Origin of the sequence: Flavobacterium sp. GSB-24, from assembly GCF_027924665.1 — a bacterium.
In the GTDB taxonomy this organism is placed as follows: domain Bacteria; phylum Bacteroidota; class Bacteroidia; order Flavobacteriales; family Flavobacteriaceae; genus Flavobacterium.
The window spans coordinates 3,874,684-3,888,281 of record NZ_AP027043.1; the positions used below are offsets into that span (position 1 = coordinate 3,874,684).

Sequence of the window (13,598 nt, forward strand, 5' to 3'; positions counted from 1 at the left end):
TGATTTAACAGGGTTTACAAATAATAAATTCACATGAAAATATTACTACTCGAAGACGACTTTACTTTATCAAAGGAAATCTCAGCATTCTTTACTTCAAAGACGTTCGAGTGTATTCCTTATTATGATGGTTCTCTATTGCTGAAAAAATATTTTCCATATGAATATGATCTAATCATTCTTGATATTAATGTACCTGGCACAAACGGAATCGATGTCTGCAAAAGTATTCGAGAAGTCGACAAAAAGACACCTATTATTATGCTGACTGCTTTTAGCGAAATTGAAGATAAACTATCTTCTTTTGATAATGGCGCAGATGATTATTTAGTAAAACCTTTTCACTTTGATGAATTGTATGCTAGAGTTCAGTCTCTTTTAAGACGAAAAGATGTTCCGCAACAGGTACAAGACAGAATAGTGATAAATGATCTTGAGATTTTTGAAGACGATATGAAGGTTTTTAGATGTGGTGAAGAAATTAAACTTACTCCAAAAGAGTTTAAACTTATTCTTATTCTCGCACATGCAAAAGGAAAGGTTCTTTCAAAGCAATTTATTGCAGAAAAGCTTTGGGATTATCATATTGAAACCAATCAAAATACTATTGAAGTTTATATTAATTTTTTGAGAAAGAAAATAGACAAAGATCATGATACAAAACTTATTCGCACCAAAGTTGGTTACGGATATTATCTAAGCGATCAAGAATGACATTAAAAAATCGAATATCACTTTTAGTTAGTTTACTGTTTACCATTCTATTTGGATTGGCATCTACGGTGATATTCATTTTATATTCTAATTATAGAAAAGAAGAATTTCGTGAACGACTTGAAATCAAAGCATTATCTAATATAAAATTATTAGTAAATGTAAAACAAGTTGACAATCAGCTTCTTAAAATAATAGATCAAAATTCTATTAATAAATTATATGATGAAAAAACATTAGTTTTCGATTCTAATTATAAATTGATTTACAGCAGTATTGATGATGCTAAAATTAATTGGTCTGTTGACGATTTAAAGTATTTAAAAAAGAATAAAACTTTTTTTAAACAACAGGGTAATTATGAAGTTTATGGTGTCTTTTATGATACTAATGATAAAGATTTTTATGCTTTAATTTCTGCAACAGATGATTACGGAAATAGAAAACTGCTTTTTCTTCGATATACTTTGGTCATTTCATACATTTTTTTCACTACTATCTGCTGGCTCTTGACCTCTTTTATGGTTAGGAAAGCTATGAATCCGCTTAATGCTTTTCATCAAAAAATAAAAAACATAAACGAAAATAATCTCGATACCAGAATTGAATCTAAAAGCAGTAAAGATGAAATTGACCTAATTGCTGACGAATTCAATTTTATGATGGATCGAATTGAAATCTCCTACCAAAAACAAAAGGAGTTTACGGCACACGCGTCCCACGAATTGCGTACACCGCTTTCTAGAATGACTTCACAAATAGAAAATGCAGTTGCAGATCCTGATATTAAACCTAAAAGTAAATCCTTCTTAAATGCAATATTAACAGATGTTAACCACTTAAGCGAATTAATCAATTCGTTATTAATTCTTTCAAAAATAGACAATCGAAATGCTGAAAGTCATGAAATTCAGCGCATAGACGAAATCTTATTTTCATCTATTGAAAAGATAAACAAAACTTTTCTAGATTTTGTAATTCTTTTTGAAATGGAGGAAAGTGATGATCTAGAAACTGCATTAGAAATTGAGGGGAACAGAAATCTTTTAGAAATAGCCATTACAAACGTTTTAAAAAACGCTTATGTTTATTCAGATAATAAGCAGGCTAAAGTTAAAATTAGTACAGAAGACGATTTGCTTGTTTTATCGATTTCTAACTCTGGCAGAACTTTGACAGAGTTAGAACAAAAAAATCTTTTCCAGCCTTTTATGCGCGGAGAAAATGCGAAAGGAATAACAGGTTTTGGACTTGGACTTCGTATTGTAAATAGAATCCTTACTCTTCATAATTCACACATAACATACAGTATTCCAGCTAATAACATAAATTTATTTTGTATTATTTTTCGTAAATAATTTATTTTAAGCTATTTTTAAGGTGGATTTTAAGGTGTCTTAAAGTCAGCCGATAGCATATTTGTATAAAATAAATTTGATACGAATGAAAAAACTATATGCATTCTTACTATTTGTATTGCTCAATCAAATAGTAATGGCTCAAAAAACAGTCACACTTCAAGACTGCGAAAGCCAATTCTTAAAAAAGAATCTTTTTTTACTGGCATCTCAATACAACATCGATGCCTCAAAAGCATTAACCATTCAGGCCCGTATTTGGGATAACCCCACACTTTCTGCAGAATTGAATGCTTATAATCCAGAACGCGATAAGTATTTTGACATTGGTAAAGATGGCCAGAAAGTTTTTGCGGTAGAACAGTTAATTTATCTTGGCGGAAAAAAAAGAAATGAAGTAAGATTAGCGCAAGCAAATGAAAAGCTTGCAGAACTTCAATTCAACGATTTACTTCGCAACTTAAAATTACAGCTACGCAAAAGTTTTTTCACCGTGTATTACAACACAAAGAATCTTGAAAATACTGATAAGCAAATTGTACATATTGAAAACTTAATTAATTCGTACTCAGTTCAGGCTCAAAAAGGAAATATTCCATTAAAAGATGTTGTGCGTTTACAATCGCTCTATCTTAATTTTAAGAATGAACGAATGGAAGTCGTTAATGACAATATAGAAGAACAGGCAAACTTAAAACTGCTGCTCAATGAAACTGAAAATGTGATTCCAGTTGTAAGCAAAGATGATTCTGATAAATATTTGAAAACAATTACGTTTGATCTAAAAGGTTTCGAAGACCAAGCAATTGCCAATCGACCAGATTATTTAGCAAAACAAAAAGAAATTGATGCTAATGAATTGAATGTAAAATGGCAAAAATCACTTTCTGTTCCGGATATTACATTGGGTGCAAATTACGATCAGCGAAGTGGAGCCTTTAATAATGAAGCTAATTTAACAGTTGGAATTCCTTTACCGCTTTGGAATAAAAATAAAGGAAATATTAAATATGCTCAAACTATTCTGGAACAATCTAAAATTGAAAAACAAAACTTCGAATTACAGCTGCAAACAGAGATTACTTCGGCTTGGACTAAATGGGATGAATCGAGACAAAATTATGCTGTTATTAAACCTACTGTAAATTCAGACTTTGAAGCTGTTTACAACGGAATGCTGACCAACTTTCAGAAAAGAAATGTAAGTCTTTTAGAATTTACCGATTTTATGGAAAGCTACAATCAAGCTATAATTCAATTAAATGAATTAAAGAAAAAAGTAGTGTTGGCGGGTGAAGAATTAAACAGTACAGTAAATAAAGATTTATTTTAAAAAATTAAAGAAATGAAACACACATTATTCATAGGAATCGCAATTGTAAGTCTATCTCTGGCAAGCTGCAAAAAAGAAGTTGAAAATCCTGAAACTAATACCTCTTTTGTCTTAAGCAACGATATGCTAAAAACTACTACTACTGCTGCTGCGGAAACTCAGCCGTTAAAAAATGAACTTAGTTTTTATGGAAAAATTACTGCTGACAACAATAAAATGATCGATGTTTATCCGTTAGTTGGAGGAAATGTAATGAAAGTAAACGTTGAACTTGGAGATTATGTGAAGAAAGGTCAAGTCCTTGCAACTATAAAAAGTACCGATGTAGCAGATTTTGAAAAGCAGTCGATAGATGCTAAAAGTGATTTGCTTGTTGCTAAAAACAACTTAAAAGTTGCCCAAGAATTATTCGATGGTAAATTAAACTCTGAAAGTGATGTGCTTCAAGCTAAATCTGAAGTAAATAAAGCGCAGTCGCAATTGAGCAAGGTTCAGGAAACCTACAAAATTTATAATATCAAGCCAGGATCAATTTACGAAGTAACAGCGCCAATCAGTGGTTTTATTATTCAAAAAAGTATTAATCAAGACATGCTTTTACGTAATGACCGCTCTGAAAACATTTTTGATATAGCAGAAATCAGTGAAGTTTGGGCAATGGCCAACATCAACGAAATTGATATTAATAAAGTAAAACTGGGAACAAGTGCCGCGGTTACTACATTGAGTTATCCAGATAAAACATTTTACGGAAAAGTTGACAAAATCTACAACGTAATTGATCCCGAAACTAAAGCGATGCAGGCAAGAATCAAATTGAAAAATACGGATTACCTGCTTAAACCGGATATGAATGCAAATATAAAATTGTCTTTTAGCGAAAATCAATCTATGATAGCCGTACCTAGTAAAGCTATTGTATTTGATAAAAGTAAAAACTTTGTTGTGGTATTTAAAGACCGTAATAATATAGAAACTAGACAAGTAGAAGTATATAGAGTTGTTGGCGATATTACTTATATCTCAAGTGGTTTAAAAGAAAACGAAAAAGTAATCACAAACAATCAGCTGTTTATTTATGGTGCTTTAAATAATTAAAACATGAACAAATTCATTAAAAATATTATTGCTTTTTCATTAAAGAATAAAGCATTTACCTTCTTTTGGGTTGGATTATTGGCTGTGGCAGGTTTTATTTCATTCAAAAATATGCCTATTGATGCTTTTCCAGACGTTACCAATACACAGATTATTATAATTACACAATGGAATGGGAAAAGTGCTGAAGAAGTAGAACGTTTTGTTACCTCTCCTATCGAAATCTCAATGAACTCAGTTCAGAAAAAAACGAGTGTTCGAAGCATTACTATGTTCGGATTATCTGTTATTAAAATCATTTTCGATGATGGAGTCGACGATACTTTTGCCCGTTTCCAAGTAAATAATCTGCTTAAAAACGTATCTCTACCAGATGATGTAGAACCAGATGTTCAGCCACCATACGGTCCAACTGGTGAAATTTTCAGATATATTGTAAAAAGTAACAGTAGAGACAGCAGGGAGTTATTGACTTACCAAAACTGGGTAATAGATAAACAGCTTCGTTCTCTTCCTGGTGTTGCAGATTTAAATGTTTTTGGAGGACAGACTAAAACTTACGAAGTTGGTGTAGATCCTATTAAACTTGCGAAATATAATATTACTCCATTACAAGTTTACAATGCTGTGAATGCAGGAAATTTAAATGTTGGTGGTGACGTAATTGAAAAAAATGGACAAGCTTTTGTCGTTCGAGGTGTTGGTTTATTAAAATCTAAAGCTGATATTGGTAATATTATTGTTGATGATGCTGGTGGAAACCCAATTTTGGTTAAAAATCTAGCTGATGTTTACGAAAGTTCTATGCCAAGGGTTGGACAAACTGGTCTTGGAAATAATGACGATGCGGTTGAAGGAATCGTTGTAATGCGAAAAGGAGAAAATCCGCAGGAAACGCTTGCTCTAATAAAAGCAAAAATCAAAGATTTGAATGACAATGTTCTTCCAAAAGACATTATAATAGAGACTTTCTACGATCGAGATAATTTAATGAATTTCACTACCGAAACGGTAATGCACAATTTATTTGAAGGTATTATCCTGGTTACCTGTGTTGTATTTCTTTTTATGACCGACTGGCGAACTACTTTTACAGTTTCTATTGTTATTCCGCTTTCGTTATTATTTGCGTTTTTATGTCTAAAAATGATGGGAATGAGCGCCAACTTATTGAGTTTAGGTGCAGTCGATTTCGGAATTATTATTGATGGTGCCGTCGTAATGGTCGAAGGTTTGTTTGTGGTTTTAGATCATCGAGCGCATCAATTGGGAATGGAAAAATTTAATAAAATTGCAAAAGGAAGCTTAATTAAGAAAACAGGAACAGAAATGGGTAAGGCTATTTTCTTTTCTAAATTGATTATTATTACAGCTTTACTTCCAATTTTCTCATTCCAGAAAGTTGAAGGAAAAATGTTCTCTCCCCTAGCCTTTACTTTAGGGTTTGCATTATTGGGGGCACTTATTTTCACTTTAACTTTAGTTCCTGTTCTTTCTCATATTTTATTGAATAAAAATGTAAAAGAGAAACATAATCCGTTTGTGAATTTTTGGGACAGAATTGTTTCTAAAGGTTTTGCATGGACATTTAAGCATAAAGCAAAAACTTTAATTGCTTCTATTGGTTTGTTAGCCGCAGTTTTCTTTTCTGCAGGATTTTTAGGTACGGAATTTTTGCCGCAGTTAAATGAAGGTGCATTATGGGTTACTGCTGAATTACCAATGAGTACTTCATTGCCAGAAAGTGTTAAAACAGCAGCAATAATTAGAAAAGACCTAGAAAGTTTTCCAGAAGTTAAAAATGTTTTATCGCAAACTGGGCGAAGCAATGATGGAACCGACCCAAATGGTTTTGGATTTATCCAGCTTCAAGTTGATTTAAAACCAAAAGCAGAATGGACACGAAAAATTTCTATGGATGATCTGATTAATGAAATGGATAATAAATTAAAAGTACATCAAGGAATTACTTATAATTATTCACAGCCTGTAATTGATAACGTTGCAGAATCTGTAGCTGGATTTAAAGCTTCAAATGCGGTTAAAATTTATGGTGATGATTTAAATAAATTAGATCAGCTTGCTAATGAAGTCCTAGCTCAAATTAAAGATATTCCAGGTATAAAAGATGCGGGAATTTTAAGAAATGTGGGACAGCCGGAAATAAGCGTAATCTTAGATCGTGAAAAAATGGCAGCTTACGGAGTAACTTTAAGTGATGCTCAAGCGGTACTAGAATTAGCTTTTGGAGGAAAAACTGCTACTGAAAAATACGAGGATGAAAAGAAATTTGATGTTCGTGTTCGTTTTTCTAAAGAATACAGAAAAGATGAAAAAGATCTTGAAGAAATTAAAGTTTCAACCATAAGCGGCATCAAAATTCCCTTGAAAGAAATCTGCGATATTAAAACCATTACAGGTCCAGCATTTATTTATAGAGATAATACGAAACGTTTTATTGGTGTAAAATTCTCTGTTCGTGATCGAGATTTAGGAAGTACAATTGCAGAAGCACAGTCAAAAGTCAATAAATTGAAACTTCCTGCAGGTTACACAACTGGATGGACTGGAGAATTTGAAAATCAGGTTCGTGCGAGTGCGCGTTTGGCTCAAGTTGTGCCTATTAGTTTAATTGGAATTTTTGTATTGTTGTTTATATTGTTCGGAAACTTTAAAGATTCTCTTCTTGTTTTAGCCAATGTTCCGTTTGCTATAATTGGTGGAATTATTGCACTGCATATTACAGGAATGAATTTCGGAATTTCTGCCGGGGTTGGTTTTATTGCCCTGTTAGGTATTTGTATTCAAAATGGAGTTATTTTGATATCTGAATTCCATCATAATTTAAAGGCCAAATTCACGCTCGAAGAATCCATCTTTATGGGAGTAAAAGCCAGAACAAGAGCGGTTGTAATGACAGCATTAATGGCTTCAATTGGATTAATGCCTGCTGCAATTTCTACAGGAATTGGATCAGAATCACAAAAACCACTTGCAATTGTAATTATCGGAGGGCTTATAACAGCCACAGTTTTAACTTTATTGGTATTTCCAATTTTATTCTGGGTATTCAACAGAAAAAAACATGTACCAATTGAATAATAATTTTAATAGTTTTAGTTTAAATCAATTTGTTGGATTTAAAAAAGGAAAGCATCATTCTTTGTAATGGTGCTTTTCTGTTTATAAATTGTACAAGAAAATAAAGCATAAAAAAAGACCTTTTGCTCAGAAAGGTCTTTTTAATACTAACTCAAAACTCTTAAACTGTTATCTCAATTCTTTCAAAATCGCAATCGATTCTGTAGCATTTGATAATTCTGCATATTTTAATGCAGTGTATCCTTTTTCATTTTTCAAATTTGGACGAGCTCCATTTTCCAATAAAATTTTAACAATTTCATGCTTGTTATAACGAGCAGCGATCATTAAAGGTGTAAAATCTTCAGATATTTGATTAACATCTGCACCGTATTCAATAAACTTTTTAACGGTTTGCAAATCTCCTTTACTAATTGCAATATTTAATGGGTTTGCTGTATAACCTGTACGCTCAATTGGATTTTTAATTGTTGAAACTCCATTTGAAGCCATTGCTACATTTCCAAATGTTACCAAGGCTAGTCCTAAATAAATAACTGATTTTTTCATAATGATTGATTGTTGTTAAATGATTGATGATGATGATTTTTAATTTCCATGTAAAAGTAACTATTTTTATCGTATTATGCATTACAAAGTACCATGTTTTAACTAATTGTTAACAGTAACTTAATAAAACCATAATTAAAAGACTTGAATGTTACCAAATTCATGGTTTTACTATAATAGACTACAAAAAATGAAAAATGTTACAATAAATTCGAAAAACTTTCTTTTTATTTTTCAAAATTCTGTCCATCAGCGTATATCGAAATCTTTATTTTTTAATTTTACTATCCAATTCAAACTATAAACCATTAGATTTATAGCATTTTACTTAAAATAATAACCAATAAATCAATAGCTATGATTATTATAAAAAGAATACTCGTCGTTTTAATTTTAATTATTTCATTAGTATTAATAGTGGCTTATTTTATGCCAAAAGAATATATGGTTGAAAGAGAAATTACAATTAATAAACCAGTTGACAGTGTTTTTAAATATGTAAAATCATTAAAAAATCAGAATGAATTTAGTGTTTGGGCTAATATAGATCCGAAAATGAAAGTGAGTTACAAAGGTACCGATGGATGGGAAAGTAATGTAAAAGAAGTTGGAGTTGGTGAACAAGAAATAACTAAAATAAAAGAAAACAGACAAATAGATTTTGCACTTCGCTTTAAAAAACCAATGGAAGATACAGCAGTTGGATTTATGTCAACAGAACCTCTTTCTGGAAATCAGACAAAAGTAAAATGGGAAATAAATGGTAAAATTCCGTATCAAACAAATATTATGCTTCCAATGCTTAGATTAGACCAAATGATTGGAAAAGATTTACAAAAAGGTTTGGAAAATCTGAAAAATATAATGGAAGAAAAATAAAATAGACTTTAAAAAAAGAAAAGCATCATTTTATCAATAATGCTTTTCTTTTTTTAATGGTATTATCTCAACCCTTTTAAAATAGCTACAGATTCATCTGATTTTGCATATTTGGCATAATCTAATGCTTTTAAGCCATGGTCATTTTCGATTGAAGGTTTGGCTCCATTGGCTAATAAAATTTTAATGATGTCCACATGATTAAAACGAGCGGCCAGCATTAAAGGCGTCATATTTCGTACAATTTTATTAACATCAGCACCATATTCGATACTTTTTTTAACGTTTTCAAGATTACCCTGACATATAGCTTCATGCAAAGGTGATGCTAAGTAAGTTGAAATTTCAATTTGATTTTTAATTGCCGGCTTTTGATTAGAAGCTGTTGCAAAATTTGTAAATACAGCCAAAGCCGTTCCCAGAATGATTACTTTCTTTTTCATGATTGATGTTTGTTAAATGATTAATGATTGTGATGATTTCTAATTAGACGCATCTTATAGGTAAAACGTTGCATCAAAATGAAAAAAAATTTAAAAACTCTTAAAACAACAAAGCGCAATCAGAAAAACTGAAATGCGCTTTTTGCATAATTAACATTATATTTTTAATTTGAATTTGCTATTTCAAATCAATCTTCACAAAAGAAAATGCCCTGCTGTAAGATATACAAATAGCAGGGCACTCTTTTTACTTTACGGTTTTAATAGTTAGTTTAAACCAGAAATTATTATTTAGAAGATAGGTATTCTAATACGTTTTTATTAATACGCTGATCAATATTATCGATATCAGCTTTTACGAATTTTTCTCCTAAGATATTCTCGTATAATTCAATATATCTTTCAGAAACAGATTCAATATATTCATCAGACATATCTGGAATCTGCTGTCCTTCCTGCCCTTGAAAACCATTTTCGATCAACCAGCGGCGAACAAATTCTTTAGAAAGTTGTTTTTGCTCCTCACCTTTTTCTTGTCTTTCGGCATATCCGTCAGCATAGAAATAACGAGAAGAATCTGGTGTATGAATTTCATCAATTAAAACTATAACGCCGTCTTTAGTTTTTCCGAACTCATATTTTGTATCCACTAAAATTAATCCGCGAGAAGCTGCAATTTCAGTTCCTCTTTGAAAGAGAGCACGAGTATATTTTTCTAAAATCAAATAATCTTCTTCAGAAACAATTCCTTTTGCCAAAATATCTTCACGAGAAATATCTTCGTCGTGAGAACCATTATCTGCTTTTGTAGTTGGTGTAATAATTGGTTCTGGGAATTTATCGTTTTCTTTTAAACCTTCTGCCATAGCAACACCGCAGATTTGTTTTCTTCCTGCTGCATATTCACGAGCTGCATGTCCAGACAAGTAACCACGAATTACCATTTCTACTTTAAAAGGCTCACATAAATGTCCAACAGCAACGTTTGGATCTGGAGCTGCAATTAACCAATTAGGAACAATATCTTGAGTCAATTCCATAAATTTAGTAGCAATCTGATTTAAGATTTGTCCTTTATATGGAATTCCCTTAGGCAAAACTACATCAAAAGCAGAAAGTCTGTCGGTTGCTACCATTACCAAAAGTTCGTCGTTGATATTATAAACTTCTCTAACTTTTCCGCGGTAAACTGATTTCTGATTTGGGAAATTAAAATTTGTAGTTGTGATTGTATTGCTCATTATCTAGTTGTGTTGTTTTTTATGAATGCAAATTTAAAATTATTTCAGAGAGTTACACCATGAAATTTTAAGATTCAGAAATAAAAAAATCCCTAAATAAAATATTTAAGGATTTTAGTTTGAATATGATTCAAAATTAACTTGAAGCTAATTCTTTATCTAAAATTTTAGATGCAATATATCTTGCTACACCATCTTCTGCATTGGTTTTAATAACTTCTAAATCTGGTAAAGTTTCTTTTAGAACCGCTGGAGCATTCCCCATAATTAAACCTTTTCCTGATGCAGATAACATTTGCACATCATTAAATCCGTCGCCAAAAGAAACTGCTTGATCTAAAGTGTAACCTTCTTTTTCCAAAACTTGCTCAATTGCCACTGCTTTATCTATAGATTTATCCATAAACTCTAAGCAGGTTGGTAAACTAAAAGCGTGATGCAAATGTTCTGAAGAATTTGCCAAAACATCGTCTTTTAGTTTTACTAATTTTTCATGATCGTCGCATGAAAAGAAAATTTTGATTGCGCCAAAATCTTCCAGATTTTTATAATCTACTAATTCTGGACGGTATTTTAATTCGGCTTGAAAAGAATTAAGTCTTTCGTTCCATTTGTTAGTCTGCCAAACATTTTCCTTAAATAAAACTACTGTAATTGCAGGATCAATTTCAACATTCAATGCGGCTTTAACCACATCACTGTCAAGGTTATAAGCAAAAAGCTCTTCTTTATTTGGTGAATGAATTCTAGCTCCGTTTGAACTCACTAAATATACAGGAACTTCAAGTGTTTCAATAATTGCCATTGCATCAAGATGATGACGGCCAGTTGCTACAACTATAAGGTAATTTTGATTGTGCAGTTCTTGAAAAATTGATTTAGTATATTCTGAAATTCTGTGTTGAGGGTTGAGTAAAGTTCCATCAAGGTCACTTACTACAACTTTTATATTTTTAAGTTTTGTCATATTAATTATCAAATATTGATGTTATGCAAATTTACGGCTTTAAGCTCGTTTAGACAAAGTTTCCTAACTTTGAAATCCAAAAATGAGCTAAGTTTATTATTTATTTAACTATTTGATTAAATATTGCGATTTAAATATTTTTAAACTTTTATAATTCCTAATTTATATAAGTTTACAGCTTTCTGAATTACAATTTCAATTTCTTCTAAAGGTAAATCTTCATTAACATTAAACATCATAATTTTCATTCTCGAACGCTTTTCCTGAATCAGAAATGGATCGTCAAAATGTTTTCCTTCCACAATTCCGATATACGGTTTTTTGAGTTTTTTATGAATCCATAAATAGCAAAACATTTTACGTTTATAACAGAAAAAAGGCATTCCGTATTTTAAAGTATTCGTTATATTTTCATCTTGTTTCAAAATGATTTCTTTTAATGCCAAAAATATTCCTTTTATAGGTTCTTCTTGATTTAAGTAGAAATCATCTAATTGTTTCATTGTATCTTCACTTTTTAATAAATCGACTTAAAATTAAAAATGTTGGAAATAACATAATTAACTGAATTAAAAAAACAGGATAAAGCAAATCAGCGTTAGCATATCTATAACCAAAGCTTACAATTGATACAGGAAAAGTTATTATTAATCCAAACAATGACCAACTTCCATAAAATAAATCTTTAGGATAAATGGAGCATACAGATAACGTTCCTAATCCTACATAAAATAAAGAAATTTTAAATGCAAAAACTCTATTACCAATGATTTTTAAAGTCTTCATTTTTATTAATTTAAAAAAAAATATTCGTTTTACACTTTTCCAAAGAAACAAGTGTAAAACGAATATCAATAAATGTTAAAACACAATTCACGATTTACATTAACATTTTACTAAAATTAAAAATTAGTCGTGATTCTCTATTTGTTTGTAGGCGTCAATTACCTTTTTAACCAATCTGTGGCGAACGATATCTTTATCATCCAGATAAATAATTCCGATTCCGTCAATATCTTTCAGAACCAAAATTGCTTCTTTCAGACCAGAAATAGTTCTTCTTGGTAAATCGACCTGTCCAGGATCGCCTGTAATCATAAATTTGGCGTTTTTACCCATACGGGTCAAAAACATTTTCATCTGCGAGTGAGTGGTGTTCTGGGCTTCATCAAGGATTACAAAGGCATTGTCAAGCGTTCGGCCGCGCATAAACGCAAGAGGCGCGATCTGAATAATTCCTTTTAAAATGTAATCTTCGAGTTTTTCGTTGGGAAGCATGTCACGCAGCGCATCGTAAAGCGGTTGCATGTAAGGATCGAGTTTTTCTTTCATATCCCCAGGCAGAAATCCGAGATTTTCTCCGGCTTCGACTGCAGGACGAGTCAAAATAATCCTTTTTACTTCTTTATCTTTTAACATTTTAACCGCCATAGCGACACCGGTATACGTTTTTCCAGTTCCAGCAGGACCAATAGCAAAGACCATATCATTTTTCTTAATGGTATCCACCAGCAATTGCTGATTCGGCGTCATCGCTTTGATAATCTTACCGCCAACACCATGAACTAAGATTTTGTCATGATCGTAAGCTCTTTTATCTTCTTGACCATCACTCATGATTACACGTTCAATTACATTATCATCAATATTATTGTATCGTGTGAAATGAAGCATTAATCTTTGAAATCTTTTTTCAAATTCATCTAAAACTTCTTTTTCGCCAAATGCTTTTAAAGTTGTCCCTCGCGCTACGATTTTAAGCTTTGGGTAATACTTTTTAATAATTTCTAGATGGCTGTCCTGTGCGCCCCAAAATTCTTTTGGAGCAATATCTACTAGCTCGATTATTCTTTCGTTCAAATGAAGTAGTTTTAAATTAAAATTCCTTTTTTCTTATTTAGGGGTTGTCGGGTC

13 protein-coding genes are annotated in these 13,598 nt (G+C 31.4%); 6 read left to right on the forward strand and 7 right to left on the reverse strand.

Annotation, left to right across the window (positions count from 1 at the left end; translation table 11 throughout):
* Window positions 1–33: 33 nt before the first annotated feature.
* From QMG60_RS16840 to QMG60_RS16860, 5 genes are all read left to right on the forward strand, one after another.
* Window positions 34–714, forward strand: a complete 681-nt coding sequence (locus QMG60_RS16840) for a response regulator transcription factor (protein WP_281865731.1) — start codon at window positions 34–36, stop codon at window positions 712–714.
* On the forward strand, window positions 711–2,072 hold the full coding sequence (locus tag QMG60_RS16845; protein ID WP_281865732.1) for a HAMP domain-containing sensor histidine kinase: 1,362 nt from the start codon (window positions 711–713) through the stop codon (window positions 2,070–2,072). The genes QMG60_RS16840 and QMG60_RS16845 overlap by 4 nt, the downstream gene beginning before the upstream one ends.
* 85 nt (window positions 2,073–2,157) lie before the next feature.
* Window positions 2,158–3,405, forward strand: coding sequence for a TolC family protein (locus tag QMG60_RS16850; RefSeq protein WP_281865733.1), 1,248 nt, complete (start codon window positions 2,158–2,160; stop codon window positions 3,403–3,405).
* A gap of 12 nt (window positions 3,406–3,417) precedes the next feature.
* Window positions 3,418–4,503 (forward strand): efflux RND transporter periplasmic adaptor subunit, encoded by a 1,086-nt coding sequence (locus QMG60_RS16855; protein WP_057115035.1) that lies wholly within the window; start codon window positions 3,418–3,420, stop codon window positions 4,501–4,503.
* A gap of 3 nt (window positions 4,504–4,506) precedes the next feature.
* Window positions 4,507–7,605, forward strand: coding sequence for a CusA/CzcA family heavy metal efflux RND transporter (locus tag QMG60_RS16860; protein ID WP_281865734.1), 3,099 nt, complete (start codon window positions 4,507–4,509; stop codon window positions 7,603–7,605).
* A 168-nt stretch (window positions 7,606–7,773) separates the two neighbouring features.
* Here the strand turns inward: QMG60_RS16860 and QMG60_RS16865 are convergent, their stop codons facing one another.
* Window positions 7,774–8,154: an ankyrin repeat domain-containing protein gene (locus QMG60_RS16865; protein ID WP_134142868.1), complete on the reverse strand. Its 381-nt coding sequence runs from the start codon at window positions 8,152–8,154 to the stop codon at window positions 7,774–7,776.
* Window positions 8,155–8,511: 357 nt separating this feature from the next.
* On the opposite strand from QMG60_RS16865, the gene QMG60_RS16870 reads away from it, so the two are divergent.
* Window positions 8,512–9,033: an SRPBCC family protein gene (locus QMG60_RS16870; RefSeq protein ID WP_281865735.1), complete on the forward strand. Its 522-nt coding sequence runs from the start codon at window positions 8,512–8,514 to the stop codon at window positions 9,031–9,033.
* Between the two features lie 62 nt (window positions 9,034–9,095).
* Here the strand turns inward: QMG60_RS16870 and QMG60_RS16875 are convergent, their stop codons facing one another.
* The 6 genes from QMG60_RS16875 to QMG60_RS16900 all read right to left on the reverse strand — a co-directional run bounded on the left by QMG60_RS16875 (window position 9,096) and on the right by QMG60_RS16900 (window position 13,544).
* Window positions 9,096–9,476, reverse strand: a complete 381-nt coding sequence (locus QMG60_RS16875) for an ankyrin repeat domain-containing protein (RefSeq protein WP_134142869.1) — start codon at window positions 9,474–9,476, stop codon at window positions 9,096–9,098.
* Between the two features lie 287 nt (window positions 9,477–9,763).
* Entirely contained in the window at window positions 9,764–10,717 is a 954-nt protein-coding gene (locus QMG60_RS16880) for a phosphoribosylaminoimidazolesuccinocarboxamide synthase (protein WP_281865736.1), read from the reverse strand.
* 136 nt (window positions 10,718–10,853) lie between these two features.
* Complete coding sequence (locus QMG60_RS16885; RefSeq protein ID WP_281865737.1) at window positions 10,854–11,684, reverse strand: Cof-type HAD-IIB family hydrolase; 831 nt, start codon at window positions 11,682–11,684, stop codon at window positions 10,854–10,856.
* A gap of 140 nt (window positions 11,685–11,824) precedes the next feature.
* A complete protein-coding gene (locus QMG60_RS16890; RefSeq protein ID WP_281865738.1) occupies window positions 11,825–12,187 on the reverse strand; it encodes a DUF1801 domain-containing protein in 363 nt (120 codons plus the stop codon).
* Between the two features lie 7 nt (window positions 12,188–12,194).
* Complete coding sequence (locus QMG60_RS16895; RefSeq protein ID WP_134142875.1) at window positions 12,195–12,470, reverse strand: hypothetical protein; 276 nt, start codon at window positions 12,468–12,470, stop codon at window positions 12,195–12,197.
* 123 nt (window positions 12,471–12,593) lie between these two features.
* Window positions 12,594–13,544, reverse strand: a complete 951-nt coding sequence (locus QMG60_RS16900) for a PhoH family protein (protein ID WP_134142876.1) — start codon at window positions 13,542–13,544, stop codon at window positions 12,594–12,596.
* Between the last annotated feature and the right edge of the window lie 54 nt (window positions 13,545–13,598).